The sequence below is a fragment of the Pseudomonas graminis genome (genome assembly GCF_013201545.1).
Classification (GTDB): domain Bacteria; phylum Pseudomonadota; class Gammaproteobacteria; order Pseudomonadales; family Pseudomonadaceae; genus Aquipseudomonas.
In genome coordinates, this window is sequence record NZ_CP053746.1 from 5,454,259 (window position 1) to 5,477,864 (window position 23,606).

The window sequence follows — 23,606 nt, forward strand, 5'->3', positions numbered from 1 at the left end:
GTAGGACAGCATGCTTCTGGAAGGACTGGCTTTAGCCGGGATAGCGTCGGTGGTCACGCCGCAAATATTGGGATGACCCTACCGGCCTCTTCCCGGCTAAAGCCGGTCCCACCAGGGCACGGCATGCATCCAGTGAGCTTCCGGCGTGCTCGAATGTAGGACCGGCTTTAGCCGGGAAAGCGTCGGTGGTCACGCCGCAAATATTGGGATGACCCTACCGGCCTCTTCCCGGCTAAAGCCGGTCCCACCAGGGCACGGCATGCATCCAGTGAGCTTCCGGCGTGCTCGAATGTAGGACCGGCTTTAGCCGGGAAAGCGTCGGTGGTCACGCCGCAAATTTTGGGGTGACCCTACCGGCCTCTTCCCGGCTGTAGCCGGTCCTACTAAGGCACCGCTTGCATCCAGTGAGCTTCCGGCGTACTCGAATGTAGGACCGGCTTTAGCCGGGAAAGCGTCGGTGGTCACGCCGCAAATTTTGGGGTGACCCTACCGGCCTCTTCCCGGCTGAAGCCGGTCCTACAAGAGCTCTGCGTGCGTCAATGGGAAAACAGCGAATTCCCGACCTTGCCTGCCATCTTCTCCGGTTTGATCAGGAACCGCGCCAGCGCCGGCAACAGCCACAGGGCGCCGAACATGTTCCACAGCAGCATGAAGGTCAGCATCAGGCCCATGTCGGCCTGGAACTTGATGGCCGAGAATATCCAGGTGCACACCCCGATCGCCAGACACAGGCCAGTGAACAACACCGCTTTGCCCGTGGACTTCAGCGTCTGGTAATACGCTTCCTGCAACGGCAGTCCCGCCCGCAGGAAACTCTCCAGTCGGCTGTAGATGTAAATCCCGTAATCGACCCCGATTCCCACCCCGAGCGCCACCACCGGCAGGGTCGCGACTTTCACGCCGATCCCCATGAACGCCATCAGCGCGTTACCCAGCACCGACGTCAGCACCAGCGGCAGCACGATGCACAACGTCGCCGCCCATGAACGGAAGGTGATCATGCACATCACCGCCACGCACACGTACACCAGAATCAGAATGGTCAGCTCGGCCTGCTTGATGACTTCGTTGGTCGCCGCCTCGATCCCGGCGTTACCCGCCGCGAGCAGAAACTCCAGGCCGTCCTTGTCGTTCTGCTGAGCGAACTCCTGCACCGCATGTACGGCCCGATCGAGGGTTTCCGCCTTGTGGTCGTTGAGGAAAATCAGCAACGGCGCCAGGGAACAGGTGTTGTTGTACAAACCGTCAGCGCGGGAAATCGAGCTGTTGAGCACGTCCTTGTTACGCGACAGCGACTCCCATTTCAGGTTGCCCTCGTTCATCCCCTTGATGACCTGCTTGGACACGGTCACCAGCGAAATCGCCGATTGCACCCCCGGCGTGTTCTCCATTTTCCACGACAGCTCGTTCATCGCCGACAGCGTCTGGTACGCCGAACACCCTTCGGGCGGCGTTTTGACCATCACCACCAGCACGTCGGAGCTGGTCGAATAATTGTTGATGATGAAGCTGTTGTCCTGGTTGTAGCGCGAGTCCGGCCGCAACTCCGGCGCGCCTTGGTCGAGGTCGCCGATCTTCAGGTTATGGCCGTACCAAAGGCCACCCACCAGCGCGACCAGTGCCAGGGCCACAGACACGCGGGCGACTTTCGGCGCGGCGAAGTTCGACAGCAGACGCCAGAACGGATGCTCGCGCACGGCATCCTCTTTACTGCGCACCACCGCTTTTTTGCTGATGCCGACGTAGGAAATCGCTACCGGCAGGAGGATAAGGTTAGTGAACACGATCACCGCCACGCCAATGGACGCGCCGATGGCCAGCTCGCGGATCACGCCGATGTCGATGATCAGCAAGGTGATAAAGCCGACGGCGTCCGCAAGAATCGCGATCATCCCCGGCAGGAACAACTGGCGGAACGTGCGACGTGCTGCGGTGAGGGCGCTGTCGGCGTCGCTGGATTGCAGAGCGATGCCATTGATCTTCTGCACGCCGTGGGAAATACCGATGGCGAAGATCAGAAACGGCACGAGCATTGAATAGGGATCGAGCCCGAAACCCACCACATGCATCAGGCCCAGCTGCCAGATCACCGCGATCAACGTGGTGCTCAACACCGCGATGGTGCTGCGGGCGCAGCGGGTGAACCACATCAGCAGGACCAGGGTGATGAGGAACGCGATGCCGAAAAACATCACCACCATGATCAGGCCATCGATCAGGTCGCCGACCTTCTTGGCGAAACCGACGATGTGAATCTCGACATTGGGGTTCTGAGCTTCGTACTTGTCGCGGATCTTTTCTTCGAGCTGGTGGGAGAACTGGCGGTAATCCAGCGGCAGCAGTTTGCTCTGGTCGTTGGGGTCCGGGTAGAACTCCTGCAACGGCACATCGACGATGCTCGACTTGAAGTTGTTGGCCACCAGACGCCCGACCTGCCCGGACTTGAGAACGTTATTGCGCAGCTTGTCGAGGCTCTGTTGCGAGCCGTCGTAGCTCTGCGGAATGACCTCGCCGCCGGCAAAGCCCTCCTCCGTCACCTCGGTCCAGCGCACGCTGGGGCTCCACAACGACTTGAGCCCGGAGCGGTCGACGCCGGAAATGTAGAACACCTCGTCGTTGATCTGCCGCAGAGTCTCCATGTAGTCCCTGGAGAAGATGTCGCCCTGCTTGGCCTCCACCGAGATGCGCACAGTGTTGCCCAGGTTCGCCAGGTCGTTGCGGTGCTCCATCATCTTCTGGATGAAGGGATGCCCGAGGGGAATCATCTTTTCGAAGCTGGTGGACGGGCGCACCAACGTCGCTTGCCAGAACAGGAAGACGCTGACCAGCAGGCAGATGCCGATCACCGTCTTACGGTTGTTGAAAATCAACTGCTCCAGGCGGGTCGGCTTGTCGTGGTGTTGTTGAAGGTTGCTCATGGAAACGTGTCCTCGCCTGTTTGTTCTTATTGTTGAGCGCTGTCAGCGCCCGTCGGCGAGGTGACGCGAACGCCGCCCTGTCCTACCAGAACCAGATTGCCTTTATCGTCCTCGGCTACGCCGGACAAGGAAAGCCGGTCGGGGCGATTGGCGACCGTGAAGCTTTCGCCATCGTCCGTGCTGCGCATCACGCTGCCGCCGTTACCGACCAGCACGATGGCGTTGTCTGGCATCAGCGAGGCATTGGCGATGCTGAACTCCAGCGGGCCACGCTCACCCTGCAGCGGGACAGGCTCCCACGTGGTGCCAAAATCAGTCGAACGGAACAGATTGCCGCGCAGGCCGTAAACCAGCAGCGAATTGGATTCAGCAGTGCCGAGGGCACCGAACAACGAGCCCTGGTAAGGGCCTTCGAGCTTTTCCCACGTCTGGCCGTCGTCCGGGGAGCGAAACATGCTGCCCTGTTCCCCGACCACGAACAGGCCGGCGTCCTTCACGTAGGCAATGCCGTTGAGGTGGAACTGGTCTTCGTTGTCCAGCCGGTCGCCGATGTCTTCCCAGTGCTGGCCGCCGTCGGTGGTTTCCAGCACCGCACCATAAGCACCGACGGCAATCCCGGTGGTGAGGTCCTTGAACCAGACATCCAGCAGCGGCGCTTCGCGCTTGAGGTCTTCGAACTGCTTGGTCCAGGTGGCGCCGGCGTCGCTGCTGACGAGGATCTGTGCGTCATGCCCCACCGCCCAGCCGTGCTGCTCATCGACGAAATACACCGCCGTGAGCATTTGGCGTGTCGGCACCTTGGCCTGAGTCCAGGTTTTGCCCTGATCGTCGGAATAGAGAATGTGGCCGCGATCCCCCACGGCCACCATGCGCTTGCCGGCATGGGTCACGTCCAGCAGCAGACTGCGGGAGGCTTTTGCGGATTCGAGGGCGTAGACGGCTGAATCGCCAGCGTTGGCGGTTGTGTCCACGGGTGCGGCGGCGGACGCGCTATCCACAGCCAGCGCAGCGCCGCAGAAGATCGGGGAGATAAGCAACGACAGAGCAGCGTGGAGAGGCAGGCTCTTGAAAAGCGTCCGGGCGCTGAAATCGTCCCGAATGACCGCAAACCGAGTGCGCCGAATGACGGGCTCACGCATGGAGCTACCCCTTCCTTTATTTTTATTAGGTTCTTCTGGAGGCCGTTTGAACCGCGCGGGCGCTCTAGCCTGCACGCGACGCTGGCTTACCGAAGCGAGCCCATCCTAGTCAGCTTTGGAAACGTATGACAATCGGCATGACGTTATCTTTTGTTAAGCAACGAGGCGATGATTGGCGCGTTATCACTAGAAGTGATTGGGCGGGCTATCTATCTGTACCCTAGCGGGATCGTGAAACGCCAATCCAGGCGCAAACCGTGCCAGGCGGCTCGCCAACAGCTCGGGACGCGGCACGGTTTGCGGCATGGCTCAGAAAGCGTAAGTGAGCGCCAGAGTGGACATCGTCGTCCTGGCGGACTGGCTGCCCGCCTCACCCGCGATACGGAAGCGTTCGCCGGTGTGGGCGTCCTTGATCAGCGTGCTGCCCTTGGCCTCAGCGTACACCTGATGATCCACACCTACCCTCAACGAAAGCTGCGGACTCACGCGGTAACTCAGCGCCACCGCCAGACTTTGCATCCGGCCGCTGTTTCCATAATCCCCGTCATAAGTAACCTCGGTGACATGATGCCGATCGTGATCCCGCGCACGGACCCACTGGCTGTATTTGAATTTGCCTTCCAGCGTCCAGTTGCGGAAATGATAGAGACCCACCAGCCCCACATAAGGCGTGTCGTAGGTCTGCTGATAGGAAATGCCTTTCTGCCCCGCTGGGAATTCTCCGGAATCATCGCGGAATCCCTCGTCCGACGAATAGGTATAACGCCCGCCCCTCGCCTGCCAGCCGAACTGGCTGCGCTGATAACCGAGCATCATGCCCAGGGCCAGATCATCACGTTTGAGCGCCCAGGCAGTGGCGGCGACATCGGCCTGCCAGGCGTTGCTGACCTGGGTGTCCGAGTGATCGGAATAATGAGTCCAGTCAGCGCGATCCTCGTCGATCCAATCGTAGTCCTTCATGTGCCCGTCACCTTTCGCCATCCGCGTCCAGCCGTTCAGGTCAAGGGACAGCCAATGCACCGGTTGGTATTTCAAACCCAGATGCAACGTCGGCACCTGCTTCATGCTCCAGTTCAACTGACTGAGCTTCTGCCCGGTGTCAGCGTCGTAGACCTTTTCCCGCGCCTGACCATTCAGCAAACCGACACCCAGACTCACCCCAACCGCCCCCAGCTGGAACTGCTCCTCGCGGGTTGTCTGCGCCTCGGCCAGCGCCTCGGCGCTAAACGCAGCCAGCCCCAGCCACAACAGCGTCTTGCTACCCTTCATCACCCACTCCGCACTCTTCTTATTGAGATGTTTGTCCAGCGCCGCACGCAGCTGAACAAGGAGCGAAAGGATGAAGCGCCGCGAACGAAATCTCTGCCGGGCGGTTCTGAAGGAACTGCGTGAAAGCTAAACGTTGGCGTTGGGAAATTGCCTACAAAGCCGTCGAAGGTCTTTTCAGTGACGCAACAATTTGCGCAATGGCACCCCATCCTTGAGCACCGGCGACTTGATGACGATGTAGCTGAAGTACTTGGAGATCCCGATGTTTTTGTCGAGCAGGCTTTCCACCACTTCCTGATAGTGCTGGATGCTGCGGGTCATGAAGCGCACCAGGTAGTCGTAGCCGCCGCTGATCAGGTGGCATTCCAGCACTTCGTCCACTAGACGGATGTTGGATTCGAACTTGGCGAAGTCTTCGCGCTTGTGGTCGCTGAGGGTGATTTCGGTGAAGACGGTGACCGAATCGGTGATCTTGGCCAGGTTCAGATGCGCTTTGTAGCTGGAGATATAACCGGCCGACTCCAGCCGTTTGACCCGCTGCAGGCAGGGGCTGGCAGAGAGGCCGACGGCATCGGCGAGGCTGACGTTGGTCATGCGGCCGTCCTTTTGCAGTTCGACCAGGATGCTGATGTCGATCCGATCCAGTTTTACGAGCCCTTCCATCACGTACCTCTTGACTGCCGTTGTAAGACAATCTTCTAGCAAAATCAGCGCCGTAAAGACAGCTGATGCTGCGCCACCAGGTCGGCCATGCTGTTGATGCAGTACTCCGCCGCGCAGGGCGAAGGCTGACGCGCCCGGTGGCGGCCGATCAGGCAGCGGTCCAGCACGGCGAAGGGCTCGACCGACGGTCGCGTGACGTGCAGGACCGGTTGCACCTGATCGCCCTGATCCGTGAGCCATTGCGGACCTTCGGCCAGGGAAATGAAATCTTCCGGTGCAATTCCCAGTCGCTCGCACAGCACGCCGCGATCCTCGGCATCGCGATCACCGCGCACCAGCAGTCGATAGAACTTGCGCAGGTAAAGCATCGCCCCCGGCGCGTCTTCGAACAGCGACCAGTTGCCCGCTGAACGGGCAAAGCTCATGCCCTCCTCCCAACTGGCGTGCAGGCCCCATTTTTCCGCCAGTTGGCGATGGGCGAAGCACAACAGGCCACTGAAACCCAGCTCGGCGAAGCGCGGATACAGGCTCGCAACCACCGCGCTGAATTCGGCCAGCACGTCATCCCTGGCCGGCTGCCCGCCGCGGCTGTCGAGCAGCGGTTGCAGCGCGGCCCAGACACCCGAATCGCGATCCACCAGCACTTCATCGCAATCAATCAGTAACGCTCGGTACTCTGTCAGTCCAAATCCTGTCAGCCCCAAATCTGTCAGCCCCATGTGGATCGAACCTCCCGGATGCATCTGGCCCGTTACGGGCAAGGCGCTGCTTCAATTCGAGTTCAAGACCCGTGCCAAGGCCGCGTCGAGGATCTGCACGGCTTCGTCGACCTGGGCTTCTGTCGTCACCAGCGGCGCGAGGAAGCGCAGCACGTTGCGGTAAACGCCGCATTTGATGACCAGCAAACCACCGGCACGGGCTTCGTCGATCACCCGTGAATTGAGATCGGCGTCCGGGGTGCGCGCGGCGTCATCCTTGATCAGCTCGATCGCCAGCATGAAACCGGTGCCGCGCACGTCGCCGATCCGCGGGTAACGCGCCTGCAAACCGATCAGGCCCCGACGCAGGCGCTCGCCCAAAAGCTGGCTGCGCGCGAGCAGTTGTTCTTCCTCAAATGCATCGATCACCGCCAGTGCCGCTGCGCACGCCAGAGCGTTGCCGCCGTAGGTGCCGCCGAGTCCGCCGGGCAGCGGCGCATCCATGATGTGCGCCTTGCCGACCACACCCGACAACGGCAGGCCACCGGCGAGGCTTTTGGCGACGGTGACCAGATCAGGCTGGATGCCGGCGTGCTGGTAACCAAACCAGGTGCCGGTGCGACCGAAACCGGTCTGGATTTCGTCGAGGATCAGCACGATGCCGTGCTTGTCGGCCAAGGCGCGCAGTGCCTGGAGAAACTCTGGCGGCGCGGCGAGGAAACCGCCATCGCCCTGCACGGGTTCGATCAGAATTGCAGCCACGCGGTCCGGTGCCACTTGGGTGGCGAGCAATTCGTTCAGCGCGGTGATTGCGTCAACGCTGCTAACGCCGCGATACGCGTTCGGGTACGGCGTATGGAACACTTCCGGCGCAAACGGCCCGAAGTTCTGCTTGTAGGGTTGGCTCATGCCGGTGAGCGTGGTGCCGAGCAAGGTGCGTCCATGGAAGCCGCCACGAAAGGCGATGACCGCTGAACGGTTGGTATGGGCACGGGCGATCTTCACCGCGTTTTCCACCGCTTCGGCGCCGGAGGTGAAGAACGCGGCCTTGTAGGCTTCCTGCCCGCCGATCATTTCGCACAGGCGCTGGGCCAGGTCGAGGTAAGGCGTATAGGCCGCCACCTGGAAGCAGGCGTGGGAGACTTTTTGCAGTTGAGCCTGCACGGCGGCGACCACTTTCGGGTGGTTGTGGCCGATGTTGAGCACGCCGATGCCGCCGACGAAATCCAGGTAGCGCTTGCCATCCACGTCCCACATTTCGGTGCCCTGGGCGCGGTCGATCACCAGCGGGTGCGCGGTCACCAGCCCACGGGGCACAAATTGCTCGCGCTGACGGAGCAAAAGAGGGGTTTCGTCGACTTTGCTGTTCATGGCATTTCCCATCGTGAGTCCGGCAACCTGGAGGCGGTTGCGATGCTGTTCAGGTTACGGCGTGCGGGCAACGCACTTAGCCGAACTTGGCCCGTGAGAAATTCGGATCAACTGTTTTGGCCCCGCCTTTCAACAGATCCTGCGCCGGGCTTGGGGGATGATGTGGGCTGGCTCCCTACACTTCCCTTCAATGTCCTTTCAGCAGGAAACGCCCATGGCCTTGCTCTACAAAGCCGACCTCGCGCGCGCGCCACACTGGCAGACGCTGTTCGCCGAACACGCACCGGACATCGAATGGCGCGCCTGGCCGGACATCGGCAATCCCGAAGAGGTCGAGTACCTGGCCGCCTGGCAGGCGCCGGATGATCTGACGCAGTTGCTGCCCAATCTGAAGGTGCTGTTTGCGCTGTCGGCCGGGGTCGATCAGCTGGATCTGTCGCGGTTGCCGGCGGACCTGCCCGTAGTGCGGCTGCTGGATCCGGGCATTACGCGGGGCATGTGCGAGTACGCGACGTGGGCGGTGTTGAGTCTGCACCGGGACATGCTGCGGTACCGCGAGCAGCAGGCGGCGCGCTGTTGGCAGGCGCATCTGTTGCAGCCGGCAGAGCATCGGCGCGTGGGGGTGATGGGGTTGGGCACCCAGGCGCAGCAGATTCTGGCGACGCTGGCGCCGTTCGGCTTTGCCTTGTCGGGCTGGGCGCGCAGTGTTCATGAGATTGAGGGGGTGGACTGTTTTGCGGGTCAGGCGCAGTTGTCGGCGTTTTTGGGGCAGTGCGATATTTTGCTGTGTGTGTTGCCGTTGACGGAGCAGACGGAGGGGATTCTGGACCGGAATCTGTTTGCGTTGCTGCCGCGGGGTGCGGGGCTGATCAATATGGGCCGCGGCGGGCATCTGGTGGAGGGGGATTTGCTGGAGGCGCTGGAAAGTGGTCAGTTGGGCGGCGCTATTCTGGATGTGTTGCAGGTGGAGCCGGCGGCGGCTGATCATCCGTTTTGGGGGCACCCGCAGGTGGTGTTGACGCCGCATGTGGCGGCGATGACGCAGCCGGCGAGTGCGTTTGGGGTGTTGCTGGAGAATATTCGGCGGTTTGAGCGGGGGGAGCGGATGGTCGGTCAGATAGATCGAAACCGGGGGTATTGAGCTTCGCAGATCGTTCCCACGCTCCGCGTGGTAAAGCCAGATCAAGGGCGTCTGCCTGGGGGCAGACTGTTTCGCCTTCGGCGAGTTACTTGGAAAAGCACCCCAAGTAACCAAGGGTGCTTGCTCCTGGTTGGGCTCCTCCTTCGTCGGAGTACCCTCACTTCGACGACGCTCCGTGGGCCCGCGCCGAACGGACATCCATGTCCTGACGGCGCTCTCGCCGCATCCATGCGGCTCGACCCACTCCGCGTCGTCTACGTTCAGCCTGCACCAAAGTCGCGATTGGTGTCGTCTGGGCTATTTGCGTATGAAGATCAAAAGCAGATCAAAAGCAGATCAAGGGCTTCCCGGCTGAAGCCGGTCTTACGGGGATCGGCGCCGGTCCCACTGACACAGCGCATGCTTTTTTAGTGGGACCGGCTTTAGCCGGGAAGAGGCCAGTCCAGTCGCCCACAGTTATGTGACGTGAAACCTTACGTCTTGTCTGCTGAAGCCAGTCCCACTGAAATCTAAAGCCTTTCCGTCCGGCAACATCCCGTAACCCCCACGCCGTTGACCACCCGTCGACCCGCCCGCATCCTCCGCCGCCTCAAATTGGCAGGCATCAACAATGTCATGTTCAAGGACGACAAAAAAGATCCCTTTGGGGACGACTCGATTTTCAAAGGTCTTCCCAACGGAGGCGCGTCGTGGGCAGCGTGGAATCCGCCTCCCGAACCCGTGCGGGTGCCCACTCCGATGCCAGAGCGCTGGCCGGCCCCGAAGGAGCGCACGGACAAGGTCTTCGCCAAATCCTGCACCGGGGAATGGTGCAGCACTGACGCCGGCACTGAGGTAGAGCCCGCCTCCAACTTCGGCGCGATCATGATGGCGGGCGCCATGATGCTGCCCTCCGCCTCCAACGCCATTGCCGCCGCACTCGGCGCAGACATGGGACTGGGCCGCATGGCCGGTGGCGGCATCATGCAACGCAGCCATACCTGGCTGCTTCGCGGAGCCGGCGGCCCGGCGAGTCTGTTCATCGTCGGCATGCTCCCGGCGAAGATGGGCGACGGCACGCTCTACACCGACAACGAATTGCGCAACCTGACTCAGGCAACCACGCGGGTGCGCTTTCAGCTGCGCCGTGATGCAGAGGGCGAGTTGCAGATCTACGGCATTCACTCCAAAGCATCCGGCGACGACTCGGTCCGCACCGTGCAAGCCCGCTGGAACGCCGACAAAAGTGCGATGGAAGCCCATCTCAACGGCATCACCATCCTCATGACGCCCCGCTTGGGCCGACACGGGAGACTGGAACCGCTGGTCTACCCTGAAAACAGCGACGCACGCTTAGGCACCATCCTCGTCCACCCGATCCCGGACGACACCGACAGCCAGCTCGACGGCCTCCCCGGCGACGACATCACCGCTGAAGACTGCATCCTGGTCTTCCCGGCCGAGTCGGGGCTGAGGTCGATGTACGTGGTGTATGCAAGGCCGTTTAATGGGGATCATGGGTATCATCCGCCTCCGCTGGACCTCCCAGGCTTTCCAGACGCCAAGAAAGCAGACAGTAAAACAATGGTCCAGGGTGGTGGAGCGAAGCGACGACGCTGGAAAGATCCCAAAGGCCGAATATTTGAGTGGGATAGTCAGCACGGGACTGTCGAAATGTATGACAAACAAGGCAAGCACTTGGGGGAGTTTGATCCTCAGAGCGGCGAGCGAACCAAGCCGGCCAAGCCCGGCCGTAAAATTGAAAAGTGAGAGTTCTATGTTCCTCTATATATTTGGATTTTTGCTCGACAGCACCGAAGACGACTCGCTGAAATTTGAAATGAAGATAGATCCGTCGTTGAATGACGAAATCGTAGCGCGGCTCGGCCATGCAAGCCTAAACGCGATGGCGGAAGGTGACTGGCCGCTGACAAACGAGCAGGTCACAATGCTGTCTTCAATCACGGGACGCCAACTTCCGACCGATCTGAAGCTCCTGATAGGCGTCGTAGCGTGAGCACAGCACGGGGCCAACCACCCTCTGGATAACTTAATGAGGCGTTCCAACCAAAGCATTCGCGAGCAAGCTCGCTCCCACAGGTACGGTGTCCGGGCATGAAATTTTGATCGTTCCCACGCTCTGCGTGGTAATGCCGCCCAGGACGCTCTGCGTCCCTGTGGGACTGGCTTTAGCCGGGAAGGCGTCAGCGGCCATACCGGAAAAATGATATTGCACACACCGGCCTCTTCTCGGCTGAAGCCGGTCCTACTATTGGAACGCGCACCCTTACGCCTTCCCGGCTAAAGCCGGTCCCACATACGTCAAAAGCCAGTCCCGCTGAAACACCGCCACCCCCTAAACCAACCTCCCGGCAATCGCCGCCCCCACGTCTTGCGTCGAGCCCTTGCCGCCCAGGTCCGGGGTGATCGGGCCTTCGGCAATCACCTGTTCAATCGCCTGCAAGATCCCGTCGTGGGCCGCGCGGTAGCGTTCGTCGCCGTTGCCGAGGAAGTCGAGCATCAGCGCGCCGGACCAGATCATCGCGATGGGGTTGGCGATGTTCTGTCCGTAGATGTCCGGCGCGGAGCCATGCACCGGTTCGAACAACGACGGAAACCGCCGTTCCGGGTCGAGGTTGGCCGAGGGGGCGATGCCGATGGTGCCGGCGCACGCCGGGCCGAGGTCCGACAGGATGTCGCCGAACAGGTTCGACGCCACGACCACGTCAAAGCGGTCCGGCTGCAGCACGAAGCGGGCGCACAGAATGTCGATGTGCTGTTTGTCCCAGCTGACCTCAGGGTAATTCGCCGCCATCAACGCCGTGCGTTCGTCCCAGTACGGCATGCTGATGGAGATGCCGTTGGATTTGGTCGCGGCCGTCAGGCGTTTGCGCGGGCGGGTCTGGGCGAGTTCGAAGGCGAACTTGAGGATGCGGTCGACGCCGCGACGGGTGAACACCGATTCCTGCAGCACGAATTCGTGTTCGGTGCCTTCGAACATCTTGCCGCCCACCGACGAATATTCGCCCTCGGTGTTTTCCCGTATCACCACGAAATCGATGTCACCCGGCTTGCGTCCGGCCAGCGGACAGGGCACGCCGGGGAACAGCCGCACCGGGCGGATGTTCACGTATTGGTCGAAGTCCCGGCGAAACTTGAGCAAGGAACCCCACAGGGAAATGTGGTCCGGCACCTTGTCGGGCCAGCCCACGGCGCCGAAGTAGATCGCGTCATAGCCCTTGAGCTGTTCGAACCAGTCGTCGGGCATCATCTGCCCGTGCTGGAGGTAGTAGTCGCAGTGGGCCCAGTCGAGCACATCAATGCTCAGGTTCAGTTGCCATTTTTTCGCCGCCTGTTCCAGTACCCGCAGCCCTTCCGGCAGGACTTCCTTGCCGATGCCGTCGCCCGCAATCGCGGCGATTCTGAATGCCTTGCTCATGGTGCGCCCCTTGCAATGAATCAGTTCAAGCCGCCGATGTGGAAGGCTTTGACTTCAAGGTACTCGTCCAGGCCGTACTTGCTGCCCTCGCGACCGAGGCCCGATTGTTTGATGCCGCCGAAGGGCGCAACTTCCATCGAGATGATCCCGGTGTTGAGGCCGACCATGCCGAACTCCAGCGCCTCGCCGAAGCGCCACGAGCGCTTCAGGTCCTGGGTGAAATAGTAGGCGCCCAAACCGAACGGCGTGGCGTTGGCCAACGCCAATGCCTCGGCTTCATCAGTAAAGCGCATCAACGGCGCCACCGGGCCGAAGGTTTCTTCGTTGGCCAGCAGCATGCCGGCGTGGGCGTCAGCCAGCACGGTGGGTTGCACGAACGGGCTGTCGCCGGATGGAATCCCGCCGCAGAGCAGTTTCGCGCCCTGGCTCAGGGCATCGTCGATGTGCCGCGCCACCTTGGCGACCGCCGCCGGGTTGATCAGCGGGCCGATGGTCATGCCCTCTTCCAGGCCGTTACCGACCTTGAGTTTGCCGACCTCCTCCACCAGCCGCGCGGCGAAACGGTCGTAGATGCCCGCCTGCACCAGAATGCGGTTGGCGCACACGCAGGTTTGCCCGGCGTTGCGAAACTTGCTGATCATCACCCCGGCCACGGCTTGCTCGAGGTCGGCGTCGTCGAACACCACAAACGGCGCGTTGCCGCCCAGTTCCAGACTCAGGCGTTTGATGTGTTCGGCGCTCTGGCGCATCAGCAGGCGGCCGACGGCGGTGGAGCCGGTGAAGGAAATCTTGCGCACCGCCGGGTTGCCGGTGAGTTCTTCGCCGATGCCCGCGGGCATCCCGGTGATGACGTTGAACACGCCGGCCGGAATACCGACGCGTTCGGCCAGCACCGCCAGGGCGAGGGCCGACAGCGGCGTGAGGTCCGACGGTTTGACGATGATCGGGCAGCCGGCGGCCAGGGCCGGCGCGCATTTGCGGGTGATCATCGCGTTGGGGAAATTCCACGGGGTGATCGCCGCGCAGACGCCCACGGGTTGCTTGAGGGTCAGCAGGCGGCGGTCGCCAGTGGGCGCCGGCATGGTTTCGCCGTAGACCCGGCGCGCTTCTTCGGCGAACCATTTGACGAAGCCGGCGCCGTAGCGGATTTCGCCCTTGGCCTCGTTCAGCGGCTTGCCCTGCTCGCAGGTCATGATCAGCGCGAGGTCATCGAGGTGGTCGATCATCGCCTGAAACCAGCGCTCCAGCAGCCCCGCGCGTTCTGCCGCCGGGCGCGCGCGCCAGGCCGGCCAGGCACGTTCGGCGGCTTCGATGGCGCGGCGGGTGTCGACCGCGTCCATGGCCGGGACCTGCGCCAGCAGTTCGCCGCTGGCGGGGTCGCGGACGTCCAGGGTGGCGCCACTGTCAGCAGCGATCCACTGGCCGTTGACGTAGGCGCATTCAGCCAGCAGGCCGGGGTCTTGCAAGCGATTCTTGAGCATGGTCGAGTCCTGATCCGAGACAGATTCCAGTCTAGGGATCTGGCTCGACCGAGGATGCCGAAAGCGTCTTGAAACCAGTGCGCCGTGCTGAAATTCACGTCAGGACGGCAGGCTCTGCTACGCCTTCAGCGAGCCCAGCAGCCCTTGCAAAAAGCGCTCGCCGGCGTCCATCTGGCTGACCTCGATAAACTCGTCCGGCTTGTGCGCCTGCTCGATGGAACCCGGGCCGCACACCACCACCGGCACGTCGAGGCGCTGCTTGAACAGACCGCCTTCGGTGCCGAACGAAACTTTGGTCATGCCGGTGTCCGGCGCGGCGAACTGCTTGAGGAAGCTCACCGCTTCGACCGTCGGATGGGTGTCGAGACCGGGGTAGACGTTGATGGTTTCGATCTCGATGGCCGCGACGCTGGAGAGCTTTTGCGCCTCGCGCACGATCACTTCGGCACGCTCGCGCATCTGCTCGATGAACTGCTCCAGATTGTCCGCCGGCAGGTTGCGCACCTCGAAATCCAGGGTGCACAAGTTCGGCACGATGTTCAGCGCCTTGCCGCCGCTGATCTGGCCGACGTGCACGGTGCTGTAAGGCACGTCGTAGTCGGTGTCCTGAGCGCCGTGTTGTTGCAGATGCTGCTGGCTCTCCCGCAGGGAGGCGATGAAGTCGCAGGCCACGTGAATGGCGTTGACCGAGCGCGGCGCCAGGGACGAATGCGCTTCCTGACCCCGGCAATAGGTCCGGTAGGAGCCCTTGCCCTTATGGCCCAGCACGAACTGCATGTTGGTCGGCTCGCCGATCACGCAGAGAAACGGCCGCACCGGCGCCAGGTCCAGCACGTCGAGCAAGCGCCGCACGCCGACGCAACCGATCTCCTCGTCATGGGACAAGGCCAGTTGCAGCGGGCGGTTGAGGGGGCGTGTGAGTGAGTGCTCTGCCGCGTCGAGCATGGCGTCGATGGCCAGGGCGATGAAGCCCTTCATGTCGCAGCTGCCACGGCCATAGATGCGCCCGTCCTGCACGGTGGCGGCGAAGGCCGGAAAGGTCCACGCCTGCCCCGCCGCCGGCACCACGTCGGTATGCCCGGAGAGCAATACGCCGGGCTGGTTTTTCGGCCCGGTACTGGCAAACAGGTTGGCCTTCTTGCCACTCTCGTCCTTGACGATCAGCGACTCGATGCCCTTGGTCAGCAGCAGGTCGCGGACGTAATCGATCAGGGCCATGTTGGACTCCGACGACACGGTTTCGAAGGCCATCAGCCGTTTCAGAATCTCGAGAACGCGGGGTTTCATGAGGCGTGGCTCCGTTGCACGGCGGGATGGGCAAAACGCGTGATGGAGAATGCCTCGATCGGGGTCGTGGTGCGACCGGTATCGAGCAGTTCGGCCATCACGTCACCGACGCCGGGGCCGAGCTGGAAGCCGTGGCCGCAAAAGCCGAAGGCGTAGAACAGGCCGTCGACGGTGCCGCTGGGGCCCATGATCGGCAGCGAGTCCGGCAGGTAGCCTTCAATGCCGCTCCACACTCGGATGATGTTCAGATTGCCGACGCCCGGCAGCAGCCGGCGCATCTGCTCGGCCTGATTGAGGATGCTGCGCGGTTCGACAGCGGCGCGACGGTTGAGCATGTCCGGTTTGCTACGAAAGCCGCCGCCGATGACGATGTTGCCCCGGGGAATCTGGCGGAAATAAATCACCTCTTCGGCGATCTTGGTGTACACGCCGATCACCGTCGGCAAGGCGTAGGGCACCGGTTCCGTGACCGCCATCTGCGGGCCGTGGGTGTCGAGCGGCACCGGTTCGCCGAACTGCGCCGAGAGTTTCTGGCCCCAGGCGCCGGCGGTGATCAACAGCTGCGCGGCGTGGAACTGGCGACCGTCGGTGGTGGTGACGTGAAAATCACCGCCGACCTTCTGGACCTCGGCCACTTCCGTGCGCTCTTCAATCTGCGCCCCCAGACGCCTAGCGGCACGGGCAAAGGCTGGCGCGGCGAGGCGCGGGTTGGCGTGGCCGTCGTGGGGGGCGTACGAGCCGCCTTTGACGTCCGCGCCGAGAAACCCAAAGCGCTGATGCAGCTCGGCGCCCCGGTAGATTTTCAAGTCCAGCTGCTCGGCCTCCGGGGCGGCGGCATACGCTTCCAGCTCGGCGATTTCGTCTTCGCGGTAACACACGCGCATGTGCCCGCTGGGGATGAATTCGAGGTCGTCGTCGATCAGTTCCGGCAGGCGTTTCCACAGCGCGTACGAGCGGTTGGCCAGCGCCAGTTGCCCGAGAAAACGCCCTTGCCGGCGCACGTTGCCGAAGTTGACGCCGCTGGCGTACTGACCGATCTGGTCGCGCTCCAGCAGGATCACCGACTGCCCGCGCTGACGCAGAAAGAACGCCGTCGCTGAGCCCATCACGCCGCCACCGACGATCACCACATCTGCTTTTTGCACGCTCATGGCGACACCTCCTCAATGAGCATCGACAAGGGTTTGACCGGCGCCTGCCCGCGCTGGCGACCGACTTCCTGCACCTGCACGCCGGCCTCTGCGGCGATCACTTCAGCCCCCGCCTGGGAGCAATAACGGCCCTGGCAGCGACCCATGCCGACCCGGCTGAATGCCTTGGCGCGGTTGACTTCACAGGCGCCCTTCTCATTAACCGTGCGGCGCAATTCGCCGGCCGTGATCATCTCGCAGCGGCAGACGATGGCGCTGTCGGGCAAGGCCTTGGCCTGTTCAGCAGGCCAGGGAAACGCTTCGGCCAGGCCCAGACGAAACTGGTCCATCACCGCCAGCGCCTGTTGCTGTTCATCGCGCAGCCCGGCATTGAACGGCTGCTTGAGGTCTTCCAGCAGCGCCAACGCCACTCGCCGCCCGGCGTGCTCGGCAGCATCGGCGCCGCGAATTTTCGCCCCGTCGCCCGCGGCATAGACGCCGTTCACCGAGGTCCGACCGGCTTCGTCCGTCGCCAGCCACCATTGGCTGGAGGCTTCATCGAAGGCCATGGCGCAACCGGCCAGATCACCCAGCTGGGTTTCCGGACGCAAGTGATACCCCAGCGCCACGGCATCGGCCTGCACGGTCACGGCCTTGCCGCTGCCCGTCGTAAAACGCACGCCTGCCACGCCATTGGCGGCATCGCCCAGCACCTCTAACGGCTTGACGCCGAGATGCACCGGTACTTTGGCCTGGTACAACTGCGCCAGCAGTTTCATGCCGGTCCACAGCAAACCCGGCCGCGCCAGCAGCTTGGGCAGGGCTTTGATCCGCAGGCTGAAGGGCGAGGTATCGAGGACCGCGGCCACAGTCGCGCCGGCTTTGACGTACTGGCTGGCGACCAGGTACAGCAGCGGCCCGCTGCCCATGAACACCACACGATGACCGATGGAAACGGCCTGATTCTTCAACGCGATCTGCGCCCCGCCCAGGCTGTAGGTGCCGGCCAGCTGCCAGCCTTCGATGGGCATCAAGCGGTCGGTGGCGCCGGTGCAGAGGATCAGCGCGTCATAGTCCAGCGTGGTGTGGCGGCCCTGATTGGCGCAGCACAACTGCCCCGGCGTGAGGTTCCACACGAGGGTATCCGGGCGGTAATCGATGGCGCTACGGATGCGGTCGAAGGTCTGGTGCAGGTCTTTGGCCTTGTCGGCTTCGCTGCCATACAAGGTGGAGTAATCGCGGGTGAATCCGTCCGGCTGGCGGCGGTAGATCTGCCCGCCGTCGCGGCGGTTCTCGTCCACCACAATCGGTTTGATGCCGGCCGCCAGCAGGGTTTCGGCGCAGCGCACGCCGGCCGGGCCCGCGCCGACGATGACGACGCGATGGGTGCTCAGCTGTGCAGTGGCCATGTCGCCTCCGGTTGTGTGGTGACGATGTCCAGCCCGTCGCGGACTTCGTTGGAGCAGGCGCGCAGGCGTTCGCCGCCACGGGTCCAGACCCAGCAATCCTGGCACGCGCCCATCAGGCAGAAACCGGCGCGGCGGCCGCTGTCGAATTCCGACTGGCGCAGCGCGGTGCCCTGGGTCAGCAACGCCACCATCAGCGTGTCGCCCTGCAACGCTTCGATTGGCGCGCCATCCACGGTCAGCTTGACCGTCGGCCGGCCCTGTTCGGCCAGCCTCACAAAACGCCCTTTCATGCATACGCTCCAAAGCTTGTGGGGGTGACGCCGCGCTGGGTCACCAGCAGATCGGCGGCGTCGCGGTGGCACAGAATTTCGCTGCCATTGTCCAGCGTGCGACGGTTCGGCGCGGTGCGGTTGCACAGGCCGTCGATGCGCATCGGGCAGCGATTGAGGAAGGTGCACAGCTCCGGCAGGTTGGCCCGCTCGCCGATCGGCGGCAGCTCGCCACTGGTGGCGCCGCAGGTTTCCAGCCAGCCCTGGCGAAGTTCCGGCACCGAGTGAATCAACAGGTCGGTGTACGGGTGGTACGGCGCTTCGGCAAAGGATTCGCGGCGGCCGGCGTGGACTTTGTGGCCGCTGTACATCACCACGATGTCGTCGCACAGCGCGCGCACGGTGGAGATGTCGTGGCTAATGAACAGGTAGGACACGCCCAGTTGCTGGCGCAGGTCGCGCAGCAGTTCGAGGATCGCCGCGCCCACCACGGTGTCGAGGGCCGAGGTGACTTCATCGCAGAGAATCAGGTCGGGCTTGGCCGCCAATGCCCGGGCCAGATTGACCCGCTGCTTCTGGCCGCCCGACAGTTCATTGGGACGGCGGTCGGCCATGTCCCGCGGCAGGCGCACCAGGTCGAGCAGCTCGCCGATGCGCGCCTGTAACGCCGCGCCCTTGAGGCCGAAATACATTTTCAACGGACGGCTGAGGATGGTCGCCACGCTGTGCATCGGGTTGAGCGCGGTGTCGGCGTTCTGGAAGACCATCTGGATGCGCCGAAACTGCTCCGGCGTGCGCTCGGACAGGCTGCCGCCCAACGGCTGACCGTCGAAGGTCAGGCCGCCGAGTGCCGGGGTCAAGAGCCCCGCCACGACCCGCGCCAGGGTGGATTTACCCGAGCCGGATTCTCCGATCACGCCGATGGCCTGGCCACGTCGTACGGTGAGGTCGATGTCTTCCAGCACGCGAATCGCCGGCATGCCGTGCAGGTTTTTGTTGCCGTAGCCGGCGGTCAGGCCGGTGATGGTCAGCAGTGGCCCTTCTTCCGCGATGCCACAGGGCGGACGAATGCGCGTATCAGGGCGCGCGGCCGCCAGCAGGCTGCGGGTGTAGTCGTGGGCCGGTGCCTTGAGCAGCGGCGCAGTGGCGCTTTGTTCGAGAATCTGCCCGCCGTTGAGCACGACAATCTGGTCGGCCATTTGCGCCACCACGGCCAGGTCGTGGGACACGTAGACCGCCGTGGCGCCGCGTTCTCGCACCACGCGCTTGAACGCCCGCAGCACATCGATCTGGGTGGTGACGTCCAGCGCGGTGGTCGGCTCGTCGAGCACCACCAGCAGCGGGTCGCTGATCAGGGCCATGGCGGCCATCACCCGTTGCAGTTGCCCGCCGGAAACCTGGTGCGGGTAGCGACGGCCAATGCGTTCCGGGTTTGGCAGGGCCAGGTCGCGGAACAGGCCGATGGCCTTGGCTTCCAGCTCTGCGCGGGTGCCGAGGCCGTGGATCAACGGCCCTTCCACCACTTGATCAAGGAGTTTTTTCGCCGGGTTGAACGCCGCCGCCGCGCTCTGGGCGATGTACGAGACACGATTGCCGCGCAGGCCCTGCAACTCTTTTTCGCTGAGGGCGAGCATGTCGTGTTCGCCGACCTGCACCACGCCACCGGACAACCGGCAGCCGCGCCGTGCATAACCGAGCAAGGCCAGGGCAATCGTGGTTTTGCCGGAGCCGGACTCGCCGATCAGCGCCAGCACTTCACCTTTCTCCAGGGCAAAACTCACGCCCTTGACGATCTCCACTTCGCTGCCCGGATCACCGGCCACCACGCGCAAGTCTTCGACGCGAATCAACTGGGTCATATCAATGGCCTCCCGAGCGGCGACCGCGTCGCGATGACAGGTAGTCGATCAGCAGATTGACGCCGATAGTCAGCGTGCCGATGGCCAGCGCCGGAATAATGATCGCCATCGCGCCCTGATTGAGGCCGCCGATGTTTTCCCGCACCAGCGAGCCGAGGTCGGCGTCCGGCGGCTGCACGCCGAGGCCCAGAAAACTCATGCCGCTGAGCAACAGCACGATGTAGCCGAAACGCAGGCCCAGGTCGGTGAGCACAGGGTTGAGCATGTTCGGCAGGATTTCCCGGCACGCCACGTACAACTTGCCCTCGCCCCGGGTGCGCGCCACTTGCACGTACTCCAGCGCTTCGATATTGACCGCCATGCTGCGGGCCACCCGGAACGAACCGGGGATGTAGCTGATGACCGCCGTACAGATCAGCAGCGTGACCGACGAGCCGAAGGCCGAGACCATGATCAGCGCGAGCATTTTGCTCGGGATCGAAATGAAGGCGTCCATGATCCGGCTGATGATTTCGTCCAGCCATTTCGGCGAAACCACTGACAGCAGCGCGCAGCCGGTCCCGAAGAAGCTGGCCAACAGCGCCGCCACCAGCGACAGACCGACCGTGAAGCGCGCGCCCACCAACACCCGGCTGAGCATGTCGCGGCCCAGGTAATCGGTGCCGAAGGGATGCGCCAGGCTGAAGCCTTCGAAGATGTTGTCGGAGATCACTTCCCCGACCGGGTGCGGCGCCAGCCACGGGCCGAACAGCGCCACCAGCAGCCAGATCACGCAGACGGCAGCACCGACCAATCCCAGCCAGGACGGGTTGCCGGAGACCTTGGCCAGTGCCAGGGCTGAAGACGCAGGCCTGGATTTCGCAATGAGCGGGTTCATTGGTTTCTCAGCCTCGGGTTGGAGAGGATGGCGCAGAGGTCGGCAAGCAACACCAACGCCAGATAGGCCGCGCAGAACAGCATGGTGCAGGCTTGCACCAGGGCCATGTCGCGGTTGGTCACGGCATCCACCATCAGGCTGGCGATGCCGGGGTAGTTGAAGATGGTCTCGACGATCACCACCCCGCCGAGCAGGTACGACAGGCTCAGGGCGATGGCGTTGGCAATCGGCCCGATGGCGTTGGGCAAGGCGTGGCGCAGGACGATGCGGATCGGGCTGACGCCTTTGAGGCGGGCCATTTCCACGTACGGGCTGTCGAGCTGGTCGATGACGGCGGCGCGGGTCATCCGCGCCATCTGCGCCACGATCACGCAGCACAGGGTCATCACCGGCAGCGCGTAGGTGCGCAGAAACTGCAGCGGCGAGGTGATGTCGGTGGCGTACGACAGCGCCGACAGCCAACCGAGGTTGACCGCGAAAATCAGCACCGCCAGGGTCGCCACCAGAAACTCCGGCACTGCAACCATGGCCAGGGTGATGAAACTCAGGCAGCTGTCGATGCGTCCGCCCCGGCCCATGGCCGAACCGATGCCGAGGATCAGCGCCAGCGGCACCGACACCAGCGCCGTGGCGGCCGCCAGCATGAGCGTGTTCGGCACCCGGCCCGCCATCAATTCACCCACCGGCATGGCGTTGGACACCGACTGGCCCATGTCGCCGGTGAGCAGGCTCATCAACCAGTGCAGATAGCGCAACACGCCGGGTTGATCGAGTCCCAGTTTCAGGCGCAGTGCCGCCACCTGTTCAGGGGTGGCGAACTGGCCGAGGGATTGCTGCGCCGCGTCGCCCGGCAGCACGGCCGTGATCGCGAACACGACCATGGACACGATCAACAGGGTCACGACCCCGGCACCTAAGCGCCGGCAGATCAACCACAGCGTATGGCTATTCATCGCACTGCCTCCTCAAGCGTCCAGCCACACCTGCTCGGCGAACATGTAACCCATGAAGCCGCCCAACGGGTTGGAGTCGTAGCCCTTGATGCGCTGGTCGACGCCGTCGATGTTGCTGATGAACACCGGCACGCCGATGCCGCAGTGATCGTGCACCAGGGTCTGCATGTCGCCGTACATCTTGGCGCGCTTGGCGTCGTCGGTTTCGCCCCGGGCCAGCATCAGCAACTGGTCAAACTGATCGTTCTGCCAGCCGGATTCGTTCCACGGCGCCTTGGACTGGAAGAACTGCGAGAACATCACGTCGGCGTTCGGTCGCGGGTTGATGTTGCCGAAGCTCAACGGGTGCTTCATCCAGTGATTGGACCAATAGCCGTCGCTCGGCAGACGGTTGACGTCCAGCTTGAGCCCGGCCTGTTTCGCCGATTGCTGCAGCAGCACGGCGATGTCCACCGAACCGGTCGCGGCAGGCGACGCCATGACCGGCATGGTGATGCTTTCCATGCCGGCTTTCTTCAGCAGGAACTTGGCTTTTTCCGGATCGTAGACCGTCTGCGGCAAGTCGGTGTTGAAGTAGCGCGACCCCGGCGCAATCGGGTGATCGTTGCCGACCACGGCGAAGCCACGGAACACGGCGGATTTGACCTGTTCGCGGTCCAGCAGCAGTTTCATGGCCTGGGTGAATTCCGGGCTTTTGCCGGGGAGCTGGTCCTGGCGAATGATCAAGTCAGTGTAGTTGCCCGAGGGTGCATCGACGACGCGGTGTTTGGGGCTGGCGGCGATGCGCGTGGTGGAGCGCGGGTTGACCTCGTTGATCATGTGCACGTCGCCGGACAGCAGCGCGTTGACCCGCGACGGCTCGTCGGCGATGGCGATGAATTCGATCTCGTCGAGGTACGGCAGGCCCGGTTTCCAGTAGTTCTTGTTGCGCACAGCCACCGAACGCACACCCGGCTTGAACTCGCCGACGGTGAACGGCCCGGTGCCGATGCCTTTGTTGAAATCGGCGGTGCCCTCGGGAACGATCAGCAGGTGCGACACGGCGAGGATCGACGGCAGTTCGGCGTTCGGCGCGCTGAGGCGGATCTGCACTTCGTTCGGGCCGGTGGCCTTGATCTCGGCGAACTGCTCCATCAGCGGCATGACTTTGGAGCCGGTGATCGGGTCCTTGTGCCGGCTGAGGGAGAACACCACGTCGGCGGCACCGAGGCTCTTGCCGTTGTGGAAGGTCACGTCCTTGCGCAGGGTGATGGTCCACAGCGTGGCGTCGACGTTGTCGATGCGCTCGGCCAGTTCCAGCTGCGGCACCAGGTGCTTATCGAAACGGGTCAGGCCGTTGTAGAACATGTAGTGGCGGGCATAGTCGGTGGACAGCGCGCCCTTGGCCGGGTCGAGGGTGTCGGCGGTGGAGCTGGACATGCCGGCGACGCGAATCTTGCCGCCGGGTTTGCCTTTGCCGCCGGCGGTGGCTTCTTCGGCAAACAGTTTGCCGGCGCTGCCGAACAGGCTGCCCGCCCCCGCTGCGGCGACGCCGGCAAGGCCGAGCATCTGCAAGGCGTTGCGCCGCGACATGCCGCGATTGAGGCCTTCGAATACCCGCAGGCTGTCTGGGCCGGAGATAAGCTCGGGGGTGTCTTTGTGGTCAGTCATATCAAGGCTACCTGTCGATGATCGGGATATTCGAGTGCTCACGGATGTCCGGAGCGTCCTGGAAACGCAGACGA

At 63.1% G+C, this 23,606-nt stretch carries 19 protein-coding genes; 3 read left to right on the plus strand and 16 right to left on the minus strand.

The genetic code is table 11. The features are described 5' to 3' along the window. Positions 1-536: 536 nt before the first annotated feature. The 6 genes from FX982_RS24205 to gabT all read right to left on the minus strand — a co-directional run bounded on the left by FX982_RS24205 (position 537) and on the right by gabT (position 8,058). Positions 537-2,918: an efflux RND transporter permease subunit gene (locus FX982_RS24205; protein WP_172612896.1), complete on the minus strand. Its 2,382-nt coding sequence runs from the start codon at positions 2,916-2,918 to the stop codon at positions 537-539. Between the two features lie 26 nt (positions 2,919-2,944). Continuing rightward, positions 2,945-4,057: a WD40/YVTN/BNR-like repeat-containing protein gene (locus FX982_RS24210; RefSeq protein ID WP_172612897.1), complete on the minus strand. Its 1,113-nt coding sequence runs from the start codon at positions 4,055-4,057 to the stop codon at positions 2,945-2,947. 309 nt (positions 4,058-4,366) lie between these two features. Next, the gene (locus FX982_RS24215) at positions 4,367-5,326 is read right to left on the minus strand and encodes an omptin family outer membrane protease (RefSeq protein WP_172612898.1); all 960 of its coding nucleotides are present in this window, start codon (positions 5,324-5,326) and stop codon (positions 4,367-4,369) included. A 174-nt stretch (positions 5,327-5,500) separates the two neighbouring features. Next, on the minus strand, positions 5,501-5,989 hold the full coding sequence (locus tag FX982_RS24220; RefSeq protein ID WP_003174918.1) for an Lrp/AsnC family transcriptional regulator: 489 nt from the start codon (positions 5,987-5,989) through the stop codon (positions 5,501-5,503). A 44-nt stretch (positions 5,990-6,033) separates the two neighbouring features. After that, positions 6,034-6,708 carry a 2-haloalkanoic acid dehalogenase gene (locus FX982_RS24225; RefSeq protein ID WP_172612899.1) on the minus strand — a complete coding sequence of 225 codons (675 nt, stop codon included), beginning with the start codon at positions 6,706-6,708 and terminating at the stop codon, positions 6,034-6,036. 51 nt (positions 6,709-6,759) lie between these two features. Further along, the gene (gabT, locus tag FX982_RS24230) at positions 6,760-8,058 is read right to left on the minus strand and encodes a 4-aminobutyrate--2-oxoglutarate transaminase (RefSeq protein ID WP_172612900.1); all 1,299 of its coding nucleotides are present in this window, start codon (positions 8,056-8,058) and stop codon (positions 6,760-6,762) included. 214 nt (positions 8,059-8,272) lie between these two features. Here gabT and FX982_RS24235 point away from each other — a divergent pair, with 214 nt between their 5' ends. The 3 genes from FX982_RS24235 (at position 8,273) to FX982_RS24245 (ending at position 11,195) form a co-directional block, all read left to right on the plus strand. Continuing rightward, a complete protein-coding gene (locus FX982_RS24235) occupies positions 8,273-9,199 on the plus strand; it encodes a 2-hydroxyacid dehydrogenase (RefSeq protein ID WP_172612901.1) in 927 nt (308 codons plus the stop codon). 615 nt (positions 9,200-9,814) lie between these two features. After that, positions 9,815-10,948, plus strand: a complete 1,134-nt coding sequence (locus FX982_RS24240) for a colicin E3/pyocin S6 family cytotoxin (RefSeq protein WP_172612902.1) — start codon at positions 9,815-9,817, stop codon at positions 10,946-10,948. 7 nt (positions 10,949-10,955) lie between these two features. Next, on the plus strand, positions 10,956-11,195 hold the full coding sequence (locus FX982_RS24245; RefSeq protein WP_065987231.1) for a pyocin S6 family toxin immunity protein: 240 nt from the start codon (positions 10,956-10,958) through the stop codon (positions 11,193-11,195). A 339-nt stretch (positions 11,196-11,534) separates the two neighbouring features. On the opposite strand, the gene FX982_RS24250 is transcribed toward FX982_RS24245, so the two are convergent. The 10 genes from FX982_RS24250 to FX982_RS24295 form a co-directional block, all read right to left on the minus strand. Further along, positions 11,535-12,617: a tartrate dehydrogenase gene (locus tag FX982_RS24250; protein ID WP_172612903.1), complete on the minus strand. Its 1,083-nt coding sequence runs from the start codon at positions 12,615-12,617 to the stop codon at positions 11,535-11,537. Between the two features lie 20 nt (positions 12,618-12,637). Beyond that, positions 12,638-14,098 (minus strand): NAD-dependent succinate-semialdehyde dehydrogenase, encoded by a 1,461-nt coding sequence (locus FX982_RS24255; protein ID WP_172612904.1) that lies wholly within the window; start codon positions 14,096-14,098, stop codon positions 12,638-12,640. A 117-nt stretch (positions 14,099-14,215) separates the two neighbouring features. Then, positions 14,216-15,385, minus strand: a complete 1,170-nt coding sequence (gene argE / locus FX982_RS24260; RefSeq protein ID WP_172612905.1) for an acetylornithine deacetylase — start codon at positions 15,383-15,385, stop codon at positions 14,216-14,218. Further along, positions 15,382-16,536, minus strand: a complete 1,155-nt coding sequence (locus FX982_RS24265) for an NAD(P)/FAD-dependent oxidoreductase (RefSeq protein WP_172612906.1) — start codon at positions 16,534-16,536, stop codon at positions 15,382-15,384. Before FX982_RS24265 ends, argE begins: the two co-directional genes overlap by 4 nt. Beyond that, complete coding sequence (locus tag FX982_RS24270) at positions 16,533-17,924, minus strand: NAD(P)/FAD-dependent oxidoreductase (RefSeq protein WP_172612907.1); 1,392 nt, start codon at positions 17,922-17,924, stop codon at positions 16,533-16,535. Before FX982_RS24270 ends, FX982_RS24265 begins: the two co-directional genes overlap by 4 nt. Then, the gene (locus tag FX982_RS24275; protein ID WP_172612908.1) at positions 17,906-18,214 is read right to left on the minus strand and encodes a (2Fe-2S)-binding protein; all 309 of its coding nucleotides are present in this window, start codon (positions 18,212-18,214) and stop codon (positions 17,906-17,908) included. The genes FX982_RS24270 and FX982_RS24275 overlap by 19 nt, the downstream gene beginning before the upstream one ends. Beyond that, positions 18,211-20,052 (minus strand): ABC transporter ATP-binding protein, encoded by a 1,842-nt coding sequence (locus FX982_RS24280; RefSeq protein WP_172612909.1) that lies wholly within the window; start codon positions 20,050-20,052, stop codon positions 18,211-18,213. Before FX982_RS24280 ends, FX982_RS24275 begins: the two co-directional genes overlap by 4 nt. A gap of 1 nt (position 20,053) precedes the next feature. Further along, positions 20,054-20,929, minus strand: a complete 876-nt coding sequence (locus FX982_RS24285; protein WP_108123039.1) for an ABC transporter permease — start codon at positions 20,927-20,929, stop codon at positions 20,054-20,056. After that, positions 20,926-21,882, minus strand: a complete 957-nt coding sequence (locus tag FX982_RS24290; protein ID WP_172612910.1) for an ABC transporter permease — start codon at positions 21,880-21,882, stop codon at positions 20,926-20,928. Before FX982_RS24290 ends, FX982_RS24285 begins: the two co-directional genes overlap by 4 nt. Positions 21,883-21,894: 12 nt before the next feature. Further along, the gene (locus tag FX982_RS24295; protein ID WP_172612911.1) at positions 21,895-23,532 is read right to left on the minus strand and encodes an ABC transporter substrate-binding protein; all 1,638 of its coding nucleotides are present in this window, start codon (positions 23,530-23,532) and stop codon (positions 21,895-21,897) included. Positions 23,533-23,606: the final 74 nt, after the last annotated feature.